The 24,508-nt window shown below is 34.8% G+C and carries 23 protein-coding genes and 1 tRNA gene; 14 read left to right on the top strand and 10 right to left on the bottom strand.

Annotated features, from left to right (window positions below; translation table 11 throughout):
* Positions 1-70 precede the first annotated feature (70 nt).
* From IEV50_RS07800 to IEV50_RS07760, 9 genes are all read left to right on the top strand, one after another.
* On the top strand, positions 71-631 hold the full coding sequence (locus IEV50_RS07800) for a K(+)-transporting ATPase subunit C (RefSeq protein WP_188412723.1): 561 nt from the start codon (positions 71-73) through the stop codon (positions 629-631).
* Between the two features lie 172 nt (positions 632-803).
* Positions 804-1,874, top strand: coding sequence for a porin (locus IEV50_RS07795; protein WP_188412721.1), 1,071 nt, complete (start codon positions 804-806; stop codon positions 1,872-1,874).
* 159 nt (positions 1,875-2,033) lie between these two features.
* Positions 2,034-2,282 (top strand): hypothetical protein, encoded by a 249-nt coding sequence (locus tag IEV50_RS07790; protein ID WP_188412719.1) that lies wholly within the window; start codon positions 2,034-2,036, stop codon positions 2,280-2,282.
* A 7-nt stretch (positions 2,283-2,289) separates the two neighbouring features.
* Positions 2,290-3,420, top strand: coding sequence for a sensor protein KdpD (locus IEV50_RS07785; RefSeq protein ID WP_188412717.1), 1,131 nt, complete (start codon positions 2,290-2,292; stop codon positions 3,418-3,420).
* A 37-nt stretch (positions 3,421-3,457) separates the two neighbouring features.
* Complete coding sequence (locus IEV50_RS07780) at positions 3,458-5,197, top strand: ATP-binding protein (protein ID WP_188412715.1); 1,740 nt, start codon at positions 3,458-3,460, stop codon at positions 5,195-5,197.
* 348 nt (positions 5,198-5,545) lie between these two features.
* Positions 5,546-6,727 (top strand): M20/M25/M40 family metallo-hydrolase, encoded by a 1,182-nt coding sequence (locus tag IEV50_RS07775; RefSeq protein ID WP_188412713.1) that lies wholly within the window; start codon positions 5,546-5,548, stop codon positions 6,725-6,727.
* A 12-nt stretch (positions 6,728-6,739) separates the two neighbouring features.
* On the top strand, positions 6,740-7,093 hold the full coding sequence (locus IEV50_RS07770; protein WP_188412711.1) for a hypothetical protein: 354 nt from the start codon (positions 6,740-6,742) through the stop codon (positions 7,091-7,093).
* 315 nt (positions 7,094-7,408) lie between these two features.
* Positions 7,409-8,311 (top strand): prohibitin family protein, encoded by a 903-nt coding sequence (locus IEV50_RS07765; RefSeq protein ID WP_188412709.1) that lies wholly within the window; start codon positions 7,409-7,411, stop codon positions 8,309-8,311.
* Between the two features lie 242 nt (positions 8,312-8,553).
* Complete coding sequence (locus tag IEV50_RS07760) at positions 8,554-8,964, top strand: EVE domain-containing protein (RefSeq protein ID WP_188412707.1); 411 nt, start codon at positions 8,554-8,556, stop codon at positions 8,962-8,964.
* Here the strand turns inward: IEV50_RS07760 and IEV50_RS07755 are convergent, their stop codons facing one another.
* On the bottom strand, positions 8,965-9,486 hold the full coding sequence (locus IEV50_RS07755) for an acyl-CoA thioesterase (RefSeq protein ID WP_188412705.1): 522 nt from the start codon (positions 9,484-9,486) through the stop codon (positions 8,965-8,967).
* 234 nt (positions 9,487-9,720) lie between these two features.
* Here IEV50_RS07755 and IEV50_RS07750 point away from each other — a divergent pair, with 234 nt between their 5' ends.
* Positions 9,721-11,211 (top strand): alpha-amylase, encoded by a 1,491-nt coding sequence (locus IEV50_RS07750; protein ID WP_188412703.1) that lies wholly within the window; start codon positions 9,721-9,723, stop codon positions 11,209-11,211.
* A 68-nt stretch (positions 11,212-11,279) separates the two neighbouring features.
* Here IEV50_RS07750 and IEV50_RS07745 read toward each other — a convergent pair whose 3' ends face one another.
* The 3 genes from IEV50_RS07745 to IEV50_RS07735 all read right to left on the bottom strand — a co-directional run bounded on the left by IEV50_RS07745 (position 11,280) and on the right by IEV50_RS07735 (position 15,064).
* Entirely contained in the window at positions 11,280-12,557 is a 1,278-nt protein-coding gene (locus tag IEV50_RS07745) for a type IX secretion system plug protein (protein WP_188412702.1), read from the bottom strand.
* A 313-nt stretch (positions 12,558-12,870) separates the two neighbouring features.
* The gene (locus IEV50_RS07740) at positions 12,871-14,778 is read right to left on the bottom strand and encodes an ABC-F family ATP-binding cassette domain-containing protein (protein WP_188412700.1); all 1,908 of its coding nucleotides are present in this window, start codon (positions 14,776-14,778) and stop codon (positions 12,871-12,873) included.
* A gap of 118 nt (positions 14,779-14,896) precedes the next feature.
* Positions 14,897-15,064 carry a hypothetical protein gene (locus IEV50_RS07735; RefSeq protein ID WP_188412698.1) on the bottom strand — a complete coding sequence of 56 codons (168 nt, stop codon included), beginning with the start codon at positions 15,062-15,064 and terminating at the stop codon, positions 14,897-14,899.
* A gap of 80 nt (positions 15,065-15,144) precedes the next feature.
* On the opposite strand from IEV50_RS07735, the gene IEV50_RS07730 reads away from it, so the two are divergent.
* The 3 genes from IEV50_RS07730 to IEV50_RS07720 all read left to right on the top strand — a co-directional run bounded on the left by IEV50_RS07730 (position 15,145) and on the right by IEV50_RS07720 (position 17,420).
* Positions 15,145-15,555 (top strand): Rrf2 family transcriptional regulator, encoded by a 411-nt coding sequence (locus IEV50_RS07730; protein ID WP_188412696.1) that lies wholly within the window; start codon positions 15,145-15,147, stop codon positions 15,553-15,555.
* 71 nt (positions 15,556-15,626) lie between these two features.
* Positions 15,627-16,277, top strand: coding sequence for an NAD(P)-dependent oxidoreductase (locus IEV50_RS07725; protein WP_188412694.1), 651 nt, complete (start codon positions 15,627-15,629; stop codon positions 16,275-16,277).
* 111 nt (positions 16,278-16,388) lie between these two features.
* The gene (locus IEV50_RS07720) at positions 16,389-17,420 is read left to right on the top strand and encodes a quinone-dependent dihydroorotate dehydrogenase (protein ID WP_188412692.1); all 1,032 of its coding nucleotides are present in this window, start codon (positions 16,389-16,391) and stop codon (positions 17,418-17,420) included.
* A gap of 141 nt (positions 17,421-17,561) precedes the next feature.
* On the opposite strand, the gene IEV50_RS07715 is transcribed toward IEV50_RS07720, so the two are convergent.
* The 3 genes from IEV50_RS07715 to IEV50_RS07705 all read right to left on the bottom strand — a co-directional run bounded on the left by IEV50_RS07715 (position 17,562) and on the right by IEV50_RS07705 (position 18,657).
* Positions 17,562-17,732, bottom strand: a complete 171-nt coding sequence (locus IEV50_RS07715; protein WP_123205146.1) for a spore protein — start codon at positions 17,730-17,732, stop codon at positions 17,562-17,564.
* 34 nt (positions 17,733-17,766) lie between these two features.
* Positions 17,767-17,840, bottom strand: a tRNA-Cys gene (locus IEV50_RS07710).
* A gap of 70 nt (positions 17,841-17,910) precedes the next feature.
* The gene (locus tag IEV50_RS07705) at positions 17,911-18,657 is read right to left on the bottom strand and encodes a TrmH family RNA methyltransferase (RefSeq protein ID WP_188412690.1); all 747 of its coding nucleotides are present in this window, start codon (positions 18,655-18,657) and stop codon (positions 17,911-17,913) included.
* Between IEV50_RS07705 and tamL the strand changes: the two genes are divergently transcribed.
* Positions 18,648-21,035 (top strand): translocation and assembly module lipoprotein TamL, encoded by a 2,388-nt coding sequence (gene tamL, locus IEV50_RS07700; RefSeq protein WP_188412688.1) that lies wholly within the window; start codon positions 18,648-18,650, stop codon positions 21,033-21,035. The genes IEV50_RS07705 and tamL overlap by 10 nt on opposite strands.
* 1 nt (position 21,036) lies before the next feature.
* Here the strand turns inward: tamL and IEV50_RS07695 are convergent, their stop codons facing one another.
* From IEV50_RS07695 to IEV50_RS07685, 3 genes are read right to left on the bottom strand one after another with little or no spacing between them, the layout of a single operon-like run.
* On the bottom strand, positions 21,037-21,612 hold the full coding sequence (locus IEV50_RS07695; RefSeq protein WP_188412686.1) for a 2'-5' RNA ligase family protein: 576 nt from the start codon (positions 21,610-21,612) through the stop codon (positions 21,037-21,039).
* Between the two features lie 46 nt (positions 21,613-21,658).
* Positions 21,659-22,189 (bottom strand): hypothetical protein, encoded by a 531-nt coding sequence (locus tag IEV50_RS07690; RefSeq protein WP_188412683.1) that lies wholly within the window; start codon positions 22,187-22,189, stop codon positions 21,659-21,661.
* The gene (locus tag IEV50_RS07685; RefSeq protein ID WP_188412681.1) at positions 22,186-24,477 is read right to left on the bottom strand and encodes a patatin-like phospholipase family protein; all 2,292 of its coding nucleotides are present in this window, start codon (positions 24,475-24,477) and stop codon (positions 22,186-22,188) included. Before IEV50_RS07685 ends, IEV50_RS07690 begins: the two co-directional genes overlap by 4 nt.
* Positions 24,478-24,508: the final 31 nt, after the last annotated feature.

Genomic DNA, 24,508 nt, shown 5'->3' with positions numbered 1-24,508 from the left:
ATACTGTTTGTAAGTTCAGAGATGCTTTGTAACTCAGCATGACAGTAATAAAAATTAAATAAATAACATCATGAAAAAATACATCATACAATCCATTCGCTTAACAGTTGTTTTACTTGTACTGTTATGCGTTGTTTATCCGATTAGCGTAGCTTTTATTGGAAAAATGTCAAAAGGAAGCGGTGGCGGTGAAAAAATCACCAAAAACGGAAAAACTATAGGCTATGCGTTGCTTGGTCAGTCTTTCAATAAACCAGAATACTTTTGGGGAAGACCTTCTGCAGTTGCCTATAACGCAGCAGGATCAGCTGGTTCAAATAAAGGCCCATCTAATCCAGATTATCTTAAAGATGTGCAGTCGCGTATCGATACCTTATTAAAATATAATCCAGGTATTAAAAAATCAGATATTCCTGCAGACATGGTTACTGCATCTGGAAGTGGACTTGACCCAAATATTTCTGAAGAAGGCGCAGCTATTCAGGTTGCAAGAGTTGCTAAGGCAAGAAAAATTGATGAGAAAAAAGTTATGGAACTGGTAGCCATGAATACGCTTAAACCATTTTTGGGTGTATTTGGTCCATCATCAGTTAATGTTTTAAAACTAAATCTTGCGCTCGATGAGCTTTAAGAGTTGACCTAATTGCTGCCTGCAAAGCGTTTGCCAAAACAATCCGGCAGGCAGCATCACTGGTCAATAATATACAATACCCAATAATACATAATACCAAAGCAGATGGAGCCTATAAAAACGAGCATGGGATCTCCTTGGCTTTGCTTTACACAAAACAATTCTAATTTTTATGAAAAAACTAGTATTACTAGCCGCAGCAGTTACAACCGGATTCTTTGCCAAAGCACAGGAAGAACCAAAAATTAAAGTTTCAGGGTATCTTGAAGCTTATTACGGATATGACTTCAATAAACCAGCAGATCATAATCGTCCGGGTTTTATTTATTCACACAATCGTACAAATGAAGTAAACTTAAACCTTGGATTTATCAAGGCTGCATACGATAGCGGAAATATTCGTGCAAACCTAGCCGTTATGGCTGGTACTTATGCAAATGCAAACCTTACTGCAGAGCCAGGCGTGTTAAAAAATATTTTTGAGGCCAACGCAGGTGTAAAATTATCTAAAACAGAAAATTTATGGATTGATGCCGGGATTTTTTCTTCGCACATCGGTTTCGAAAGTGCTGTATCAAAAGATTGCTGGGTTTTAACCAGAAACATCTCTTCTGAAAATACTCCTTACTATGAATCAGGTGCAAAAATTTCTTATGGAACAAAAGATGGTAAATTTACCGCAACAGCGCTTTACCTTAACGGCTGGCAACGCATTACTCGCCAAAACGGTAATGATAAACCTGCAGGAGGACTTCAGTTAACTTGGAAACCAACAGATAAAATTACCATAAATTATAGCAATTATTTGGGTACAGAAGGTGTAGACTCGGTAAGAGTAAACAGATTTTATCACAACGTTTATGGAGTTTTCCAGTTAACAGATAAATTTGGTGCAACGCTTGGTTTTGATTACGGAACACAGCAGAAAGTAAAAGGCAATAGCGATAAGAGCGAAATAATTTCTCCTGTAGCCATACTGCAATATAAATTTGCCCCTAAATGGGCTGTAGCTGGAAGGTTTGAATATTATGAAGACCAAAACGGAATCTTTATTGCAACAGGAACACCGAATGGCTTTAAAACAAAAGGATATTCATTAAACCTTGATTATTCGCCGATTTCTAATGCAGTAATTCGTTTGGAAGGTAAAGCTTACGATAGTAAAGATAAAGTATTTTTAAGAGATGCAGCAGCGGTAAACGCAAATGCTACGCTAACGGCAAGTATTGCGGTTTCGTTCTAAAAGAATAATGCAAATCCGAGGCTGTATCATAAATAAAAAATGTCATCCTGAGCCTATCAAAGGACTTGTAAAAACTGCTTTTTAGAGCGTTTCGACAAGCTCAACGTGACAAGATTTAATAATTAACTGATCTATGATACAGCCTTAAAATTTAAAGCTATGCATCTTTACATAGAAATCCTGTTCTGCATTTTTTTGGCAGTATTGGGTACATTGATGATTAGAAAATTGCGAGCGCTGAAAATCAATAAGAAAAGTCATATTAAAAGAAGTTATGTAGAAGAAAAGTATAGAAACATGCTTTCCAGAAAAATTTCTTTTAGATTTATGGTATTATTATTTACCCTTGCACTGATTATTACCATCTCTATACTTATTGAAAAAGGTATGATGATCGTAACTTGGTAAAATTATCATGGAAGAACAACAAAAGGAAGATTCTGTACGACATTTTTTAGATCTTGTAAAAAGATCCAGGCGAGGGAAGCTAAAAATTTATATTGGCATGAGTGCCGGTGTAGGGAAAACTTACCGAATGTTGCAGGAAGCACACGCACTACTCCGCAATGGAATCGACATTTGCATTGGTTATGTAGAAACTCACAATAGAGCTGAAACACATGCGCTTGTTGAGGGCCTTCCACATGTAGAAAGAAGAAAGATATTTTATAGAGGCAAGGAAATTGAAGAAATGGATCTTCAGGGCATAATCAATCGCCACCCTGAAATTGTTATTGTAGATGAGCTTGCCCATACCAATGCAGAAGGAAGCAAGAATACCAAACGCTGGCAGGATGTATTTGATCTGTTAGAGGCAGGTATCAGCGTAATTTCAGCAGTGAACATACAGCATCTTGAAAGTATTAATGAAGAGATTGAACAAATTACCGGAATTGCGGTAACTGAGCGTATACCCGATAAGATTTTAGAGCTTGCTGATGAGATAGTGAATATAGACCTAACCGCAGATGAACTGGTTACCAGGCTAAAAGAAGGAAAAATTTACGATAAAACTAAAATAGAACGTGCTCTTGGAAATTTTTTCCAGTCAGATAAAATTCTACAGCTCCGCGAACTTGCTTTAAAAGAAGTTGTTCACCAAGTCGAGCGAAAAATTCAAACCGAAATTCCCAAATCAATTAAGCTTAGGCCCGAAAGGTTCTTGGCCTGTATCTCATCTAACGCCGAAACAGCGGGTGTGGTAATCCGCAAAACGGCAAGACTAGCATCATACTACCGTTCGCCATGGATTGTACTATATGTACAGAGCGAGGCCGAAAGCATGGAACGTATAAAACTGGATAAACAACGCCACCTTATTAACCATTTTAAACTGGCAACAGAACTTGGCGCAGAAGTAATCAAAGTGAAAAGCAATCAGATTACTCGTGCAATAATGGATATGGCAACTGAAAAAGAGGTGACCACAATCTGCATTGGAAAGCCCCATCTGAATATTTTTCAGGTCATACTCCGAACGGCAGTTTTTAACGGATTGCTTAAAAACCTTGCACTAAAAGACATTGACCTGGTCATCCTTTCTTAAATCAATTAAATCCTACTATAAATAAATAATAGCCATCATGAAAATAAAAACTAAACTCCGCCTTGGCTTCGGGTTCCTCTTCCTGATAGTACTTTCATTTGGAGTAATAGCACTGTTTTTCCTTAATGAACTTTCTAATAAATCTAAAGTCATACTTAAGGATAACTATAAAACACTTAATTATCTCTCTGCTATGCGAAGTGTGCTTGATAATGGTACGTTTCTATCTCCAGCTGGTAAGGATAAGTTTGAAAAAAATCTAGTGCTGGAGGAACGAAACATTACAGAGCCAGGAGAGGCAAAAGCTGTTGCATACTTAAGGTCTTCTTATGGCAGACTTATTGGGTCTTCTAATGATAAGGCTTTAGAAGCAAGGAATTTGAGGATAGCACTTCAGCAAATAGAAGCACTTAATATGAAGGCTATATATGATAAAAATGAGCTTGCGAACAAAGCTTCTGGCAGAGCAAATATCTACATAGCGGTTGCTGCCACAGTTTGCTTTTTGATTCTTTTTACTTTTATTGTAAACTTTCCGGGTTTTGTAGCCAATCCACTAGCAGAATTTAGCTCTGCAATACGTCAAATTGGAAATAAGAATTATAAACAACGACTTCATTTTAACAACAATGATGAGTTTAGCGAACTGGCCGCTTCTTTTAACAGCATGGCTACAAAGCTTAATGAATGGGAAAACAGTAATCTGTCTAAACTTAAGTCTGAAAAACTCAGAATTGAGGCCATTATCGCCCAGATGCAGGATGCTATTATCGGTCTGAATGAAAAAGGAGAGGTACTATTTCTAAATACCTTAGCCTCAAAACTAATTAATCTTGATGAGGAAAAGACAGTAGGCCAGAACGTTTCTGAACTTGTAAAGAAGAACGAGTTGCTAAAACGTATCCTTAGTCCAGCAACTGATAATAAGCCACTTAAAATTTATGCAGATGATAAGGAATCCTATTTTCAGCTGGAAAACCGGGAAATTGTTATTCCTAATTTTGAAGTTAACCGAGAGGATACACTCATTGAATCGTCAAGGTCTGCTGGAAGTGTTTATGTACTAAAAAACATTACTCAATTTAAGGAACTCGACGAAGCGAAAACAAATTTTATAGCTACTGTTTCTCACGAGCTTAAAACTCCTCTTTCATCTATAAAAATGAGTCTTAAGCTTTTAAAGGATGAAAGAGTAGGTGAGATGAATCCAGAGCAGAAGGAGTTGCTGGAGCATATTCAGGAAGATTCGAGCAGGCTATTAAAGATTACAAGTGAGCTTTTAGATCTATCTCAGGCAGAGACTGGAAATCTTAAACTTAGCTTTGCACTTACCAGACCAGTCGATATTGTAACTTATGCAATAGAGGCGGTAAGGTTTCAGGCAGAACAGAAAAATATTAAACTGGAAGTAAGTTGTGATGAAAACCTGCCACAGGTGAATGCAGACATTCAGAAGACCGCCTGGGTATTGGTGAATTTTCTTTCTAATGCCTTACGTTACAGTTCAGAAAAATCAAAAGTTATTCTGGATGTTGTTCAGTTATCCGGTCTTATTCAGTTCTCTGTACGAGATTTTGGTAAAGGTATTGATGAAAAGTACCAAAAAAGACTTTTTGATAGGTATTTTCAAGTACCTACAGATGGTCAAAATAAATCTGGTTCGGGCCTTGGACTTGCCATCTCCAAAGATTTTATTGAAGCAGAAAAAGGTAAAATATGGGTAGAAAGTGCAATTGGAGAAGGTAGTAGGTTCTGTTTTACGCTTCCCAACGCCTAAAATTATATCCAAATAAACCGCTTTTAAAATTATTTATAATAGAGAGATGCCCAAAACAGGTTATCTCTTTTTTGCGTTATAGCAGATTTTTCAAAATGGCAATTACCCTTTCGTTTTGAAAGGGTTAGAATTACATCATTTTATAAGCAAGAAAATATTTCATACTTAAAATGTATTTAGCGGCCATTTTTGTCTAAAATATGTGTTAAAGGCATTTAGTTTGATAGATAAAAGCAAGGTAACGTATAAAATCGAATGATATCCAAAGTGTAAGTGCTTGTTAACAAAACTTAAAAAAGGCTAACTTTTATATCTCCCATACCGGATTCTAATTTTAAGTTAAATACTATGGAAACTAAGATAATAAACAACTCTGTACCAATTAATACTGCCGAAGAATTGGGACATCAGGCAATTGAGCTTCTGAAAACACTAATTGCTACACCATCATTTAGTGGAGAAGAAAAGCAGGCCGCAGATTTTCTTGAAAATTTTCTCAGTCAATATTATGGGATTAGAACAATCCGGAAATTCAACAACATCTGGTGTTACAACAAATGCTTTGATTTTAAGAAACCTACTGTACTGCTTACCTCGCACATGGATACCGTAATTCCTCATGATAATTGGTTAAGAGATCCATTTACAGCATCTATTCATGAGGGAAAACTTTACGGACTTGGCAGTAATGATTCCGGTGCTTCTCTGGTATCGCTTATATCCGCATTTTTATATTTTTATGAATGGAAAGGTCTGCCTTTCAATTTGTGTTTGGCTCTGACCACTGAAGAGCAAAACTCAGGTAAAAAAGGGATTCGTTCCATACTTCCAGATTTGATGCCGATTTCTTTTGCTATCGTTGGAGAACCTACCGATATGGAAATGGCAATTGAGGAAATGGGAGCTATAGTGCTAGATTGTACTTCCAGCGGAGTTTCCGGACATGCAAGTCTTCAGGAGTGTGATAATGCGATTTACCGGGCAATGAGGGATATTGCATGGTTTTCGAGCTTTAGGTTTCCTGTTCATGATTCTGACCACCAAGCGGTGAAGATGACCGTAACAGAAATCAGTGCAGGAGTTCGGCATAACATAGTTCCTGGTGAATGTTCTTTTACGGTTGACATCCGTTTTGACCATCATTACAATGAAAAAGAAATTATGAACATTATAAGGAACCACACCTTCTGCGAAACGGTGATGCGGACAAATCTGATTACTCCTTCAGCCATCGATCTTAATCATCCTCTGGTTAGAGCAGGAAAACAGATTGGCAGGGCTACCTATTTTTCTCCGACAAGTTCTGAGCGGAGTTTACTGAATATGCCCTCTCTTAAAATGGGGCCAGGTTCTCCATCAAGATCTTTGATGAATGATGAATATGTTCATTTATTTGAAGTAAATGATGGCACACGGTTGTATGTAAAACTTCTGGAATCTTTGAGTGGTATTATTAATCAACATTCTGAAATTGGTTATGATGAATATAATCAAGATAGTGAGGCAGAACTAATTTTGTGGAAATCATAAATTTATATGATTATGAATGGTATTGAAAAGAAATTAATTCCAAATAAAAACCAGGAAACTAAAGCTTTGATGAACGATATGGTAAGGTTTTTTTTCGGCTGGAGGAACAGAAAACTGATTGGTGAGGGAATTGCGCTTTCCAATCAGTTAATGTTTACTTCACACTCTAAAAAAAAAGAAAGTTTATCCCTCAAGAAGAAAAATATTGATGCTATTGCTTTTGGCCTGATTGCCCTTGTAAAAATGCGAAAAGGAATTTTGAAAGGCAGGAAACCAATTATAGTTCAATCTTCGGCGCTTCTGCTTGTTTTGGCAATTACAATTTTTCGCCGTATAGCTGGAGAAAATGTAGTTCGTGTGTCATAGTTGCTAAACTTATAAAGCCATAGCTTTCTTTTTATATGGTTTTTGGTCTCTTACTTTCGTGTGTGTAAATCTATAGCTAGTGAACGCATACTCCTGTACTAATCAGTTATATTCTTTATTGAATAAACCGTAAACATTATCTGTTGTTTTTTCAAAATGAAAAATACCATGCCATTTTGAAAGGCTTTTGAAAACTATATTTTTGAGTATAAAATTAAAAGCTATCCATTCGTTAAGTAGATGCACTTTGCATGCTATCTTAAGTTTAGGGCATTCGCTTTGCTTTATAATATTTGTAAACTAAAAACAAATATCATGTTTCTCATTATTCTAGGTTTTCTTATAGTTATTCTCAGTGTTATCTCTGCTAAAACTGATACACCGCTAATCCGATATAGTAAGCTTATCCGTATTGCCGGAATTGTAATTATCATTCTGGGTGCATCTCTTTCTATGTTTAAGGTTATACCAGCAGGTCAAGTTGGGGTAAAAACACTTTACGGTAAAGTTGACAATGATGTGCTTTTTAGTGGGTTAAATGTGATTAATCCATTGGTTGAGGTAACAACCTTTGATGTTAAGACCCAAAATTACACGATGTCTGCTGTTCATGATGAAGGCAATAAAGCTGGTGATGATGCCATACGTATACTAACATCTGATGGGTTGGAAGTAACAATTGATTTATCAGTCTTATTTAGTGTTACACCGAAAGATGCTCCGAGAATATTGAAAGAGATAGGTGATGATTATCTGGATAAGATTGTTCGTCCCATAGCTCGCACAGCTATTCGCGATAATGCAGTTTCTTACGAAGCGGTTGCATTATATTCAACAAAAAGACAGGAATTTCAAAACAAGATATTTTCTGCAATTGACCTAAGTTTCTCCAAACGTGGACTTAAGCTAGAGCAGCTTTTGGTTAGGAATGTTACTCTTCCCGAATCAGTTCGTAAAGCAATTGAATCTAAAATAAATGCAGAGCAAGATGCTCAAAAAATGCAGTTCGTTCTGCAAAAGGAAAAACAACTGGCTGAACGCAAACGCATCGAAGCCCAGGGTATCGCCGATTATCAGCGGATTCTTTCAACGGGCTTAAGTGACAAGCAACTTCAATATGAATCTATCCTTGCACAAAAAGACATCGCTTTATCTCCAAACACTAAAATCATCATAATGGGTAATGGAAAAACCCCTGTAATTTTAAGTGGGAATTAATGAATGAAGATTTTGCTTCACATTAGCATTTAATTTATTTTTTGTTATTTACACTAAAAGATATTACTCAGCTAAGTGCCATACCCATATAATTTATAATTATAAGTTGATATGTCATTTCATTTAATATTTTTGTTGATGAAAATTCGTTTGGTAGATTAATGAGACAATTTTTAATTTGTCAACAATTTCTATATTGGCAAGTTTATATCAAATTTTAAGTATTTAATGTTTAATTTGTGATGAAAACAAAATATTGGCTAGTTAAGTCAGAACCTTTTAAATATAGCTGGGAAAAATTTAATGAAGATGGGCGCACATTTTGGGATGGCGTTCGTAATTACCAGGCTAGAAACAATCTTAAAGAAATGAGAGAAGGGGATTTAGTACTTTTCTATCACAGTAACGAAGGTAAAAATGTTGTTGGTATTGCTAAGGTTGTTAAAGAATTTTATCAAGATCCAACTACGGATGATACCAACTGGGTTGTTGTCGATTTAGTGCCTTTTGAATCCTTAAAAAATCCTGTTACTTTAGAGCAAATTAAGGCAGAAGAAAGCCTTAAAGATATCTCTTTAGTTCGCCAGGGACGTTTATCGGTAATGCCACTAAAGGCTGCTGAATTTGATAAAATTTTGCAAATGGGAAGCTAGTTAAGCTTTAAAAAATAAAGCTTTAAGTTCATTTGCATCATCTGGATGCATTTTACCGCCTAAAACTAAACGCAATTGCCTACGACGTAAAGCACCTGCAAATAGTTCTATTTCTTCTGTGCTTTCGGGTATAGCTTCGGGTACAGGAATTGTTCTAGCGCTTTGGTCTACAGCAACAAAAGTATAATAAGCTTCGTTGCTTTTTTGGCGGGCACCACTTGGAATGTTTTCTGCCCACACATCAAGACGAACTTCAACAGATGTATTAAAAGCCCGCGTAACTTTTGCCTCAATAGTAATAACATCACCAAGCTTTATCGGGTGTTTAAAAGAAACATTATCTACAGAAGCCGTAACTACAATGCGATTACAATGTTTTTGAGCCGAAATTGCAGCCGCAATATCCATCCAATGAAGCAATCTACCACCCATTAAATTATTCAGCGTGTTGGTGTCATTTGGTAACACCAATTCATTCATTATTGTAAAACTTTCTCTGACAAATTTCTTTTTCAAACTCATAATCGAGCGCAAAAGTACGTAAAAGCAGTATTAAAACAACATATTTTTGAGAATTTGAAATTAATAAAAGTACGTGTTTTAGTATAAATTTTACTTTTGCTTAAAAATTTATGAATAGAAAAATTGTTTTGATAAAGCTTGATGCAAAAGCGACGAATTTGCTATTTACTTTTGGCTTACATTATCAGAAAACAATTAATTAAATATCATGTTATCTTAGCAAAAATCAAAATAATGCAGAATCAAACTATTATCCAATATTTTCATTGGTACTATAACGAAGAACAAAATTTATGGAATAAAGTTGCTAAAGAGGCCGCACATTTGAAAAAATTAGGAATTACCTCGGTTTGGTTGCCACCAGCTTATAAATCTAATAATGCTGCCTACGATGTAGGTTATGCGGTTTATGACTTATTTGATTTAGGCGAGTTTGACCAGAAGGGAGCAGTTCATACTAAATATGGCACCAAAGATGAATATATTAAGGCGATTGAGGCTTTACATGAAAATGGAATTGCAGCAGTTGCAGATATTGTTTTTAATCATAAAGCAGGTGGAGATGAGCTTGAAAAAGTAAAAGTTAGAACTGTAAATTCTGATAATAGAAACGAGTTTACCAGTGATGTTTTTGAAATTGAAGCATGGACTAAATTTACATTTCCCGGCAGACAAGGCAAATATTCGGAATTTATTTGGGATCATACGTGTTTCAGTGGAGTTGATTGGGCAGAGGATTTAAAAGAAACAGCTATTTATTCAATTCAAAATTATTTGGGAGAAGGTTTTGAAAAAGTTCCATCAACCGAACTTGGCAATTATGATTATTTAATGTTTAACGATATAGATTATCGTAATCAGGCGGTAATAAATGAATTAAAATATTGGGGAGAATGGATTGTTGAAACCACTAAAGTTGATGGTTTTAGGCTAGATGCTGTTAAGCATATCAATCCTGATTTTATTATTGAATGGCTAGATCATTTAAATCAAAAATATAATCGCGAGTTTTTTGTAGTTGCCGAAGATTGGAATGTTGTAGATATAGAAGGGCAGTTAGAATATATTGATATTACTGGCGGACGAACTCAAATTTTTGATTCATTACTCCATCATAATTTTTATTTGGCCAGTCAGGAAGAAAATCAGTTCGACATGAGAACTATTTTTGATAAGACACTGGTTCAAATCAAACCTGAACTTGCCGTAACCTTTGTTGATAATCATGACTCTCAACCTTTACAAGCTTTGGAATCATATGTGGAGTTTTGGTTCAGGCCGTTGGCTTATGCAATGATTCTCTTACGGGAACAAGGTATACCGTGTTTGTTTTTTCCTGATATATATGGTGGAATTTACGATGACAAAGACAATGAAGGTAATGATGTACACATAGATTTAGCTTCAATACCAGAAGTTGAAACAATGAGTAAACTAAGGGCAAGTTTAGCTTATGGTTTGCAACGTGAGTATTTTGACCATGGAAATTGTGTTGGTTGGACACGCGAAGGTGATGATGAACATGAAAATAGTGGTTTGGCTGTATTACTGAGTACAGGCGAGGAAGGTTTTAAAGAGATGGAGATAGGAAAGAAGTTTGCAGGTAAAACTTTTATTGATGCTTTAGGTCACCGCGAAAAAGAAGTTGTAATAGATCAAAATGGTTTGGCAGAATTTCATTGTAATGCAGGTAGTGTTTCTGTTTGGATTTTAAAAACTGAATAAGGCAAATAAATAGTACAAAAGATGGTCTGTTTGCAGGCCATTTTTTTTATTATTTTTTGCGTCAATGTTTACTTTTTATCGGTAATTCTATTGCTTAGGTTTGTATAACCAACTAATGTTTCCCATCTAGCGCCAGGGCGGCGGTAGTAAACAAAAATTTGATAAGTATTTTCTGTTTGAAAAAAGGCGCCTTCAAAAGGTTTAGTTTCTATAGTTTTTGAGCTTTTTTCTAACCAGATATATTCGTAATCGTATAAACCCTGTTTCATTAAAATATTACCATAAAATTGTTTTTTATTTACATCATACAGCAATTTATTTTCTTTATTTAATGTATAGTTGTTAAATCGGCCAACAACATAAGCATCACCATCTTTAGATGGAGCAGATGCATTCAGGGTAAATAAAACACCCATATATTCGGCTTCTGTGCGGTCGTCACGGCCGTCTGTATTGCGTATAAAAAAGCTTCCGTTCTCGTCTAATTGGTTGGCAAAAGTTCCTGTATTTCTGGTAATATCCTGAAATAACATCACATTTACCGATTCATTATCTCTAAAAATATCCCTAACATTATCACCTTTAAAACGGAGGCTTCTTGTATCAAATTTTCTAAATTCATTATCTGCCCAAAAGTCATTTGTATTTAAATCATTATAAACCAATTGATTTGGACGAACAAAGGATGGTCGAGTGTTAATTTGAGCTGTATTTGAATTAAAATTCTGCATTACAATAGCCTTTAAATCCTGATAAGGATTAGGAATAGCGATGGAATGGTTAATGGTAAAGTTTATTTTTTGCTTAGAATCTCTATCTGCCACCTGCAAAGAGTTGGTTACTTCGCCGGCAATGGCTACCTGACTGTCTAAAATGTAAAATCGCTGAGATATTACAGGTTTATTTTTATCACCATCCTCATAAACTTTCAACAGGTAGTTACCTCCAATTTTAGGTTTTACCTGCGTATTTGGTAAGGTAAGTTCGTAATGAGTATATTTTCTGGTAGTGTTCGATGAGTAATGATATTCGATAATTCTATCATCAGCGAAGCCATCCAAATAATCTAAACTTGAAATTCGTGATGTTTGCCAATCAGATGTGCAATGTTCCACTGTGTACCAGTAATTTTTAGTACCTGCCAGTAAATCATCGAAACTAAATGCAATTGTTTCTGATGAGTTAAGCAAAATTACAGGTAAGCTTTGTTCCTTATTGCTATTGTAACAAAGAACTGTTTTAATGTTTGGTATATAAATCTTGTTTTCGTTAGTGAAAATATTATTTGTTTGGGCTAAAGTTAGGGTTGAGATAAAAAATAAAAGTATTACGATTAGTTTTTGCATGGTTAAAAGTAAAGTTTTATTGGAAACTGGCAAAGCCTAACCCAGTGAAAGGCAGAAATATTTGTAAGTTCCTCCTTATCCCTCTCCTTGAAGAAAGGGAAATAAAAGACTGTTCTTTTAACCCTCCGTTTTAATGAAATGAGTTTTACCTGCTGTATTTCAAATCTCTTTCTTTAAGGAGGGGGAACGCAAAAAAGAAGTTAAGCTAAAACCGCTAATAGGGTGAGGGCATAAAAAAGCCGAAGAAAAATCTGCGGCTTTACTAATAAGATTGCGCAACCGATAAAATCGGCTGCGCAATGGCGGTTTTAGGTCAACCCTCCAGCTCCATAATCTCAGCAGCTAAAGTTTCCCATTTAGTCTGACTGCTATCTAAATCTTGTTTAGCAGCTAAATAGCGTTTGTTAGCTTCGGCCAATTTATCTGCCTTGCCGTAAACATTTTCATCTGCTAATTCAGCTTCGATATTTTTAACATTTTTCTCTAATTCCGAAATAAGTGTTTCTGTTTTCTTTAATTCCTCATTCAGTTTTTTTAACTGATTAGCGGAGTTTGGTGTAACCAATTTTTCTACTGGTTTTTCCTTTTCAGGCACTTTAATAGGGATCGGTTTAGAAGCCGGAATCACACGTTTGCTATTCCATTCTTCATATTCTGCATAGGTTCCAGGATATTGTTTGATTTTTTCTCCCTCAATAAACCAGATTTTATTGGCCACATTATCTAAGAAATATCTATCGTGAGATACGGCTATAAATGTACCTTCGAATTGCTGTAAAGCCTGAATTAAAATATTAACCGATTGGATATCCAGGTGATTGGTAGGCTCATCCAGAATTAAAAAGTTCGAATCCGTAGTTAAAGATTTCGCTAAAGCCACACGCGATTTTTCACCGCCTGAAAGTACTTTAATCTTCTTAAAAACATCATCGCCTGTAAACAAGAAACAGCCTAAAATCCCTCGTAATTCTGTATCGGTATGTTTAGGTGCAAAAGCCTGTAATTCCTCTAAAATAGCATTGTTTAAGTGCAAAGATTCTAGCTGGTGCTGTGCAAAGAAAGTTGTGGTAACGTTGTGGCCAGTTTCACAGAAACCCTCAAATTTTTCGGCACCCGCAATCATTCTCAATAGGGTAGATTTACCTTTACCATTGGCACCAATTAAGGCAATTTTATCACCTTTTTCAATTACAGCTTCGGCATCTTCCAAAATATGAACATTTGGATAATGTTTCGTTGCATGCTCAATTCTAACTACATGTCTGCCAGATGGTTTAGAGAACTTAAAGGCGAAATTAACCGTTGGGTTATCATCATCAACATCGTCAACACGCTCCATTTTATCCAAAGCCTTCATTCTAGATTGAGCCATTTTTGCTTTACTCGCTTTAGCTTTAAAACGCTCAATTAATCGCTCTTCCTGCTTAATTTTTGCCTGTTGATTTTTAAATTCACCTTTTTGAATTTCACCACGTAAAGCCTTTTCTTCTACATAAAAACTGTAGTTTCCGGCATAAACATTCAGTTTTCCTTTACGAGATTCAACGGTACGGTTTACTATCTTATCTAAGAAATATCTATCGTGCGATACAATTACAATAGCACCTTCAAAGCCCATTAAATAGTTTTCCAGCCACTTAATTGATGGTAAATCCATGTGGTTGGTCGGCTCATCCAGTAACAAAATATCAGGTGTTTGAAGAAGAATTTTTGCAAGCATTACACGCATCCTCCAACCTCCGGAAAACGTGTTAAGTGGGCGTAACTGGTCTGCAGTACTGAAACCCAAACCAGCTAAAATTTCATTAGCTCTATATTCGATATTATAACCGTCTAAAGCCTCAAATTCTTGCTGTTTATCGCTTAATTTATATAAAACCTCTTCACTATAATCAGTCTCTATTTTTTTTAGTAACTCCTCAATTTCATCATGCAATTGGTTTTGGCGCTCAAAAGCTTCCATAGCCACATGCAAAATGCTATGATGTGAATCGTAGGAAAGTAAATCCTGATTCAAATAACCGATTTTCAAGTCTTTCGACATAGAAACAGTACCTGAAGTAGGCGCATACTCACCAACAATTATTTTTAAAAGTGTAGATTTTCCTGTTCCATTAGCTCCAATTAAACCGGCTCTATCACCTGGTTTAATGTGCCAATTCGCTTCATCGTATAAGGCTCTTGAGCCAATTAGGAATGTTAAATTATTTATTGAAATCATTTCGGGTGCAAAAGTACGAAATTTTAAGGCTTATTTTATCTCGAAAATTAAATTGGATTGCCTAACATTTTTAACAAAGTTTTTATGATTTTAGGGAAAGCAAACTCAAGAGATTTTATTATTGTTTGTTCCTGCTATTCGCTTTACTCACCCGAAGAAAAATCAGGTTTGTGCTCGCTAATACAGGTTTAGAAACGAAATTTTTTGCGTTTAGTAGAGATTGCACAATGGCCAACATTGTCATCATTTCACTGGTAATATCTTTTAAGCCAGTATATTGAAGCATGGTAGCAATAAATTTTTCAAATAAATTTTAATTCTAATTAAATCTATCTACATTTTTACTGTAATAAAAATAATTACAGAATGAATAATAGTCGTTTTCCAGTATCCTTACACATTTTAACCTTGCTTAATGATGCAAAAGGAAAATCAGTAAGTTCTGAATATTTGGCAGGTAGTATTAATATTAATCCGGTTTTAGTTCGCAAAGAAATTATTAATTTACGGAAGTATGGTTTTGTGGATAGCAAAGAAGGAAAGGGTGGAGGTTATTTTCTGGCTAAAAATGCCGAAGATATAAATTTAAGAGAAATTTATAAAGCTGTTAGAAACAGCAATATTTTAGGCCAGAACAAAAATGAACCAAATCCAAATTGCCCAATTGGAAAGCAAATTAACGAACATTTAAATATACTTTACAACGATGCAGAAAATGCATTAATTGAGAACTTATCAAAACAAACATTAGCAGATTTTGCATCAAAATTTAGATAAAAAATTTTTTTGTATAAAACTGTAATTAAATATATTAGAATTAACTTATATAAAAATTAAATTAAAACAATATGAAAGTAGCATTAATAGGTGCCTCGGGATTTGTAGGCAAAGCACTTCTAAACGAATTGGTAAGTCGTGGAAACGAAGTAATCGCCATTGCCCGTAATACCGATAAAATCGAAAGCACAGATGGAAAAGTAACTAAATTAGCTGTTGACGTATTGGATACTGAAAAGCTAGTAGCTGCTTTGAAAGGTGCTGATGCTGTTGTAAGTGCATTTAACGCAGGTTGGGCTAATCCAAATTTATATGACGACACAATAATGGGAGCAGAAGCAATTCAAAAGGCAGTAAAATTATCAGGCGTTAAACGTTATATTTTTATAGGCGGAGCCGGTACATTACAAATTGATGGAAATCAGCTTGTAGATGGATCACAGTTTCCGAAAGAAATTTATCCTGGTGCGTCTGCAGTAAGAGATTATTTCGGTACTTTAAAACAAGAAAAGGAATTAGATTGGTTGTTTTTTAGTCCTGCCATTGAAATGCATCCTGGCATAAAAACCGGTCGAACAGGTAAATACCGTTTGGGTAAAACTTCTCCGGTTTTTAACAATGAAGGGCGCTCAATCTTATCAGTACAAGATTTATCACTTGTAATTGTTGATGAATTGGAAAACGATGCACATCATCAAGAACAGTTTACAGCAGCATACTAGTTGATGTAAAATGTATTGGTATTTAATGGGAAATGTGAGGTATAAAATGCGGTAAATAGCCTTATACATTTTCCATCCTTACATTTTCCATATTTTATTTATCTTCGTTGCATGTATCGCATAATTAAACCAATATTCTTCAAATTTGACCCTGAAAACGTACATTATTTTGTAGTTAAAAGGTTAAAGTGGTTTAACGACAAATTTCCTCTTGGCAAAACCATTATTCGTAGTAGTTTCGATGTTCATATTAAAGGCTTGGAAAAAGAGGTTTTTGGTATAAAATTCAGAAATCCTGTTGGTCTTGCTGCGGGTTTTGATAAAAATGGTGAATACGTTGAAGCCTTGAATAATTTGGGTTTTGGATTTATAGAAGTTGGCACTGTGACCCCGATGCCTCAACCAGGGAATGATAAGCCTCGTATGTTTCGCCTGCCTAATGATGAAGCTTTAATTAACCGAATGGGTTTTAATAATAAGGGGGTTGATGTAATGGCAGAGCGCTTGCGCATTCTTAAAGATAATCATCCTGATATTATAGTTGGTGGAAACATAGGTAAAAATAAAGCTACGCCAAATGAGGATGCGGTTAGCGATTACATTAAGTGCTTCGATAGATTATTCGACGTAGTTGATTACTTTGTTGTAAATGTAAGTTCTCCAAATACACCAGGTTTGCGTGAATTGCAAGAGAAAGAGCCACTAAAAAAAATCTTAAATACGCTGCAGCTTCGCAATCATAAGAACGATATTTCTCGTCCGATTTTATTAAAAATTGCACCTGATTTAACTGATGTACAATTAGATGATATTATTGAGATTGTAGCTGAGACAAAAATTTCGGGGATTATAGCTACGAATACAACCATCAGCAGAGAAAATTTAGCTACAGAAAAAATATTGGCTGATGAGATGGGCGGTTTGAGTGGTAAGCCTGTTAAAGACCGTTCAACAGAAGTTATTAAATACCTTTCAGAAAAATCAAACAAGGCTTTCCCAATTATTGGTGTTGGTGGTATTCATTCTGCTCAAGATGCTAAGGAAAAATTAGATGCTGGCGCATGCCTGGTTCAGTTGTATACTGGCTTTATTTACGAAGGGCCAGGATTGATTAAAGAAATTTGTAAAGCCTTGGTTAAGTAATATAATTAGCCGGCTAATATTTAATTTATAGTTTTTGAAAATTTCCTTATCAAATTATTTATTTCTCAGAATTTTGGGCATAAAAAAAGCATCCTTTGATCAGAAGGATGCTTTAAATTTTTAAAGAAGAATTTTTAAAAACTATTTTGCTAAACCAGCTAAAACTGCATTGTTTTTAGCCAATTGGTCGTTCTTAGGTTGTGCAGAGCGACTTCCTAACTCAATGTTAGTAGCTCTCTTTAAAAAATCTACATCTTGTTGTGCAAAATTTTTATTTCTTCTGTCTTTTCTTTTTAATCTGGTAACTGCCATGGTAATAACCTTTTAATTATTTTATTTGTACAAATGGAGGTCGAGAGCGGATTCGAACCGCTGTAGAAGGTTTTGCAGACCTCTGCCTAGCCACTCGGCCACTCGACCCTTTAAATTCAAGGCTGCAAAAATAGCAATTTATACTTACCTAACAAATATAAATGAACAAATAATCCTTTTAATTTTTAGTTCTAGAAATTTCCGAACAAAATATAGCAGCACTTATGGCTACGTTTAAAGACTCAGCATCACCAATTCTCGGAATGGTAACTGGATGATTTATCTTTTTAATAACCTCTGTAGTAATTCCTTTTCCTTCGTTGCCTAAAATAATTAAACCTTCTTTACCCCAATCGGTTTTGTAAATTGAATTTCCATCTAGTAAAGCTCCGAAAACTGAAATTTTATTTACTGCTAATAAATTTATAAGGTTTTCATAATAAATTTTTATCCTCGCAAGCGACCCCATAGTAGCCTGAACAGTTTTTGGATTATAGGCTTCAACGCAATCTTCAGAGCAAATAATATTTTTAAATCCAAACCAATCTGCCGTACGAATAATTGTTCCCATATTGCCAGGATCTTGTATGCCGTCTAAAACAATAGTGAACTGATTTTTAAAATTTTTCAAATCGGCAGGTACCGTTTCAGGAATATGAACAACAGCTAAAAAACTTTGTGGTGTTTGCAATGCACTAATCTTGCTTAAATCAGCGTTGTTTACTTCAAATAAGTTTATATTTGCCGATAATTTGGGTAACAAATCAAACTGTTCGCTAACATAAAATATGGTATGAATTTGGTAGGCAGATTGTATAAATTCTTTGATGGATTTTATACCTTCAACCAGGAATAATCCAGTTTCTTTGCGGTATTTTTTTTGATGTAAAGACTTAATAAAACTAATTTGTGATTTTGAAAGCATACAAATCCTTTAAATATTCTGAACTGAAAAGTCTTGCAATATTACTATTTATTATTGTTTTAATACAGGGATGTTCATCAACAAAATATATTCCTGATTACCAGGCAATAGTTAAAAAAGTAACTATTGATAGTGTTGATTCAAAGTTTGAAGAACAGGCGTACAATTACGTTCAAAAAGATATTCGCCCATCATCTTCCTTTAGCATTAATGTGCCGCTTTACAATTTGTTTAATACTAAAGATGGTCGTTATAAAACAACAGATATAAAACCATTTGGTACACCGCCTGCAATTTTAGATAGTACACTTGTAGAAATATCAAGGAATCAAATTCAGAAATTTTTAAATGGAAAAGGTTATTTCCAGGCAAAGGTTACTTCTGATATTAAAGTTAAAGATAAAAAGGCAGAGATAAATTTCAAGGCGCAACCCGGCCCTGCGTCTTATGTACGTAAACTATCAGATTTTATAATAACAAAAAATATAGGAAATATTTATCATACCGAAAAACCTAAGTTTACGCACTTGCACGAAGGGATGCAGTACGATTCGGATTCGTTATCTTATGAAAGGGAGCAGGTTTACAGGGTGATGAAAGAAAATGGATACTACAGCTTCCTTCGTCCTTTTGTAAATTTTGATGTTATAGAAACTACTGATGTTAAAAAGGTAGATTTGAGAATGAACGTTACTGATCCGCCCGACGGTAACCATAAACAATTCAATATCGGTACAACTTACCTGATTATTGCTCCAAGCCCTGAGGGTTTTCCTGATTCCTTAAGAAAATACATAAATAGAGATACACTTAATGGAATTGTTTATACAGATTTATCTAAAAGGTATAGAAGAAATCCGATAGTTCGGTATGATTTTTTGAAACAAGGCGAACTCTACGATATTAGAAATGAAAACCTGACTTATGATAGACTGTATGAGTTGAACGTTTTTAAGAACGTTAAAATAGATTATTTCAGGCGAGATAGTACTTCGAATAAAATTAACCCTATTATTTTATTAATACCCCAAAAGGTAATGAGTAACAGGGTAGAGGGTGAAGTTCCGTTTAATGGTGGTACGGTGGGCTTTAACTTAAGTAATACCTACACCAATAATAATATTTTTAGAGGTGCAGAACGATTTGAGTTGCAGCTTAAAGGTGGCTTGCAATCAAGGATTGGAAATGGTTCTTCTCTCTTCAGCGATATCTATCAGCGGGATTTTTCTATTAGTGCAAGCATAAGTGTTCCCCGCCTAATGATTCCTTTTTACACACCTGTTTTAGGCGCTAACGGAATGCCACATACAACTTTTTCTTCCAGTTATATTTATGCGCTACAAAAAGATGTTTCTGTTCGTAGAATATTTATAAATTCAATTACATACGATTGGGTTGAAACGAAATCAAAACTACATTCATTTACGCCTTTAAATTTTGAATATAGATTTGGAAGCCTGGATTATGATAAAATACCAGAAAGTTTGTTGGCAAACAACCTCTATTATGTAAGATTGCTTGATAGAAAGGATTTTACATTGGGCATGAAGTACACCTATACCCTTAATGCTGATAAGCTAAATCAACTTAGGTCATTCGTTTATCTGCGTGGAAATATTGAAGTTGCAGGTAATATGTTGCAACTTTTATCTAACATTTCTGGTTCAAAACACGATCCTGGAAATGGTGATTATGCAAAAATTTTAGGTTTGCCTTTTAATCAATATATCAGACCTGAAGTAGATTTACGCTGGTACAAGCATTTAGGTGGCGACAGACAATTTGTCGCTAGATTAAGTTCTGGTATAGGCTATTCTTATGGAAATTCTGTAGGTAGAGGAATACCTTTCGAGAAACTCTTTTTTGCCGGCGGTTCAAGCGGAGTACGGGCATGGCAAGCAAGAACCATTGGGCCAGGTAATTATAATAGAGAGACGCTTGATAGTGCGCAGAGAAGATCTTTTTTTGGTCTCGATCAGCTTGGAGAAATGCGGATAGAAACCAATTTGGAATACCGTACAATGGTTCTTCGAAAATTTTTCGGGGGTGTTTTAAAAGGAGCAGCTTTTATTGATGCCGGAAATGTTTGGAATTTGACCAATGCAGATGGCGAAGAGAAGGTGTTTAAGTTAAATAAACTTGTTCAACAACTAGCAATTGGTACAGGAGTTGGTTTAAGGTATGATGTACAATATTTCGTTTTTAGATTTGATATCGGATTAAAACTAAAAGACCCACAATTTTCGGGTTCTGACCAATGGGTAATCAGTAAATTTTTGTCAGGCGCCAGAGATTTTAAAAATACATACAATGCATCACATTCACCAGATACTTATCGTTTCTTACAATATAATTTTGGTATCGGTATGCCTTTCTAAATTAATCGAAAAGGCTCAATGGTTTTTGCTTGTGATCAGGGTTTTTAAATAAAAAATCTTTATAAGGCCGCCATTTTTTATCAATGTGTTTATATAAGGAAAAGCCGCTTACATTAAATGTTCTTTTAAAATTTTTGTCTTTATATTCTTTCATAATTAGAGAATATACTAGAGGTTTAACATCTTTAAATGCAATTGTAAGGTGTGGTGTAAATTGTATTACATCTTTATTGGAAATTAAAGCGATATGTTTAAGCTCGACTTTAATCTGAGATTGTAATTTCATTAAGGTTTCACTTTGCTCTACATCAATATAAATCGTATGCTGCGGAAATGATTTGAAATTTTTTAGTACCTGAGTAAATGGTTTGAAATAAGATGCATTTTCCAAAGCATTAAAGAATTTTTTTTCTTGTTCTAAAGACGATATTTTAAGAGGACTGCAAAGCGTAATGTGTGCAGGTCGCTTTAAAGATTCGAAGACATCAAACTGTTCTGAAATTTGATTTCTGATTTCATCAACATCCTCCACTATTGAAATGGGTGGAATTAAGCAGACTAAAAATAGATTTTCCATACAGCTAAATTGCTAATTATTTTAGTAATTTAGCTTGAAAATAAATTTAGAATAAGTTTTTTAAACCATCGAATATACTTTCAAAAAAAGTAGAGATGTTTAAGCCATTACTATGGTTAAAGTAAACAAATACTAAGAACACTACCACAATAAAAATAATCAGTTTCCTGAAAGCAAAAGCAAGAATTACCAGAATTATTGGAATAATAAAAAGCCATAAGCTATTAATAGAATAAGGCGTTAAATCTGTATCTTTTTTATAAACATAAATCAATTTGCTGTGTGTTCCAGAATCGTTTTGATGTTTCAGATAAACAAATGTAGAGCGTTCAATTGGTAACGGAAGCACTGCAATACCATCGTTAAATTTTAGGCTTTGGGTAAAACCACTTACACTAAAGGTGTAAATTCCGTTTATATTTTCATTCGGATTATCAAGTGAATCTGCCGCAATAATGGCTAGCTTATTGTTTTTTAGCAAATTCTCTTTAACTATAAAATTATTTATTGCTGCAGTTTGAGCGAAGGCAAAAAAGCCTGTTAGGCATAGAAAAAGTAGTATAAGTCCTTTTTTCATTCTATTGAGCGTTTATTGTAAATTAAATAACCAATATGCAATAATACACCATTTCTTTTAATTGCATCGTTATATAAATTGTAACTTAAACTAACAGGTCCAACAGGTGTTTGGTAAACTAAACCTGCAGTACCTGCATACCGAATTTTTGTAATGGCTCTTGCATAAACAACATCCTGTAAATTATTTAGTTCGTATTCTTTATGGGGTAAAAATAAATATCCTTCTAATCTAAAATCTAAATTTTTTCTTAAACTGAAAATGTTTTTAATTCCGCCTGCTGCATAAGTCGATGCTCTGAACTTATCCAAAAATAGCGATCTACTATCTTGTAATGGATAAAATGCAGGTGAGGCTAAAAGTGTAGAGTAGTAGTTATTGAAGAGTGGTTGATTGGAAATAACACCTTCCACAAGGTAACCAAGTGTATATTTTTTTAAATGAAGAAAATAATTCTCTTGGGTAAGTTTAATGCCAACCCATTGTCTTAAATGATTTGATGCTTTTATCGTGTTCGGCAGAACTGTGTTTCTGAAAATATTTCCAGGATTGTAATTTTCTCTTCCGGTTGTGAAATTAAAGCTCAATAAAAAGCTTTGCCCACGGGTTGCATATTGTTTTCGGTTGAGTGAGTTTTTTTCGAGATTTAAAGAACCTTTAAAACCGTTAAAAATAGTTTGATCAAGTAAATCGCCCACCGAAAAGGTGCTGTTTGGACTATACCTGTCATTATTGTTAATAAAAGAAGAGTGAAGAACAATTTTAGTATTGTAATTCAAGGGGACACCCATCATTAAATCAATTTTTCTATCAGATTGCTCGATGTAAATGGGATGTGGATTTTCGATGAAAATTTGACTGGTATTATAAAAATTCCAGTGATTATAGGTTAACTCTGCACCTAAAAAAAGTGGTAGTTTTGTAGGGTAATCAATCCTTCCGCTTAGCTGAACCGACTCATAAAAACGGCCTGAATAAAAGCTGGTGCCGAAAGTATATGCCTTTCTGTTTAAATAGTTATATTGTGCGCCAAGAAAAACATTGCTAATTGGCCTGGTAGAAATATTGCCACCTAAATCTAGTTTAAAACTTTTTTTAGGTTGTGCAACAACTTCAAAAGTATAATTATCGGTTGCTGGCTCATAAACAATTTTAGGGTAAATGGTTTCAAAGGTTTGGTCGGCTACCAATTTATAATACCCTCGTTTAATATCCTTTAGATTAAATGTTTCCTTATCACTTTTAAAAAGACGTTCAACATACCGTTTTTGCTGTTCATTTACGCCACTAACTGTAATATTACTGAATTTAAAATCGGGTTTCTTCTTGTTAAATTTTTCTCTTCGATTCGCCAAATCCTTATCACTTACCCGTCTGCTGATTAATGCTTTTATTTTCTCCATATCTGCCATTGTAGCATCATAGCCTCTTTTTATAAGTTCTTCAACAGGAGAAAAATTGGTAACGCTATAATTGGTAAGATCGGGTTGAATGTAAACACCATTTTTACCAACCATTGTAGAATCTGATTTCGATAAAAACATAAATACAAGAAAACGATTCATTAAGCGGTCATCATTATTTTTTGGGTATTCATTATAAGTTTTCGAAGAAACGTTTGCTCCAATAACATAATCGGGTTTAAAATCTCGCTCCATTACATCTACAGGAAAATTATTATATAAACCACCATCGAAAACATATTTACCATCCAATTTTATCGGGCGGTAAACAATAGGAACGGTCATAGTTGCCCTCACGGCTTCGGCTAAACTACCTTTACTTACAGTAATGCTTTTTTGCGAAAGAACATCGGCCACCATGCATCGATACGGCACAAAAAGATTATCGAAATTATCTTTTGAAACTGCAGATGCCTGAGAAAATAGCTCTAAAAAAGCGAAATTTAAAGGAATATCGTTAATCAGGTTCGAGCGAAAGCTGAAATGAAAACCTGTATCAATAGCAACTTTTGCAGTTAGCATGGATGCGTTGGGTGCATTCTTTTCGAAGAAATAAGTGTAATCACTTGTATAGCGTCCATTAACCCAGTTCTGAAAATCATCGCTTGTGGCAATTGTTTCTATTTGAGCAGGGGAGTAGCCTGCGGCATACATGGCACCAACAATACCACCCATTGATGTGCCTGTAATGTAATCTATCGGAATATGGTTTTCTTCAAGCGCTTTAAGTGTACCAATGTGTGCTAAACCTTTTGCACCGCCACCACTAAAAACAAGACCAACCTTTTGTGCCTGTAATTGGTTACAGCACAAAACGAAAAGCATCAGCAAATATCTTTTAAAAGTTACCACCCCT

Origin of the sequence: Pedobacter mendelii (assembly GCF_014635725.1) — a bacterium.
In the GTDB taxonomy this organism is placed as follows: Bacteria; Bacteroidota; Bacteroidia; order Sphingobacteriales; family Sphingobacteriaceae; genus Pedobacter; species Pedobacter mendelii.
The sequence above is the reverse complement of the archived record's forward strand: the minus strand, read 5'-3'. Positions and strand labels throughout refer to the sequence as shown.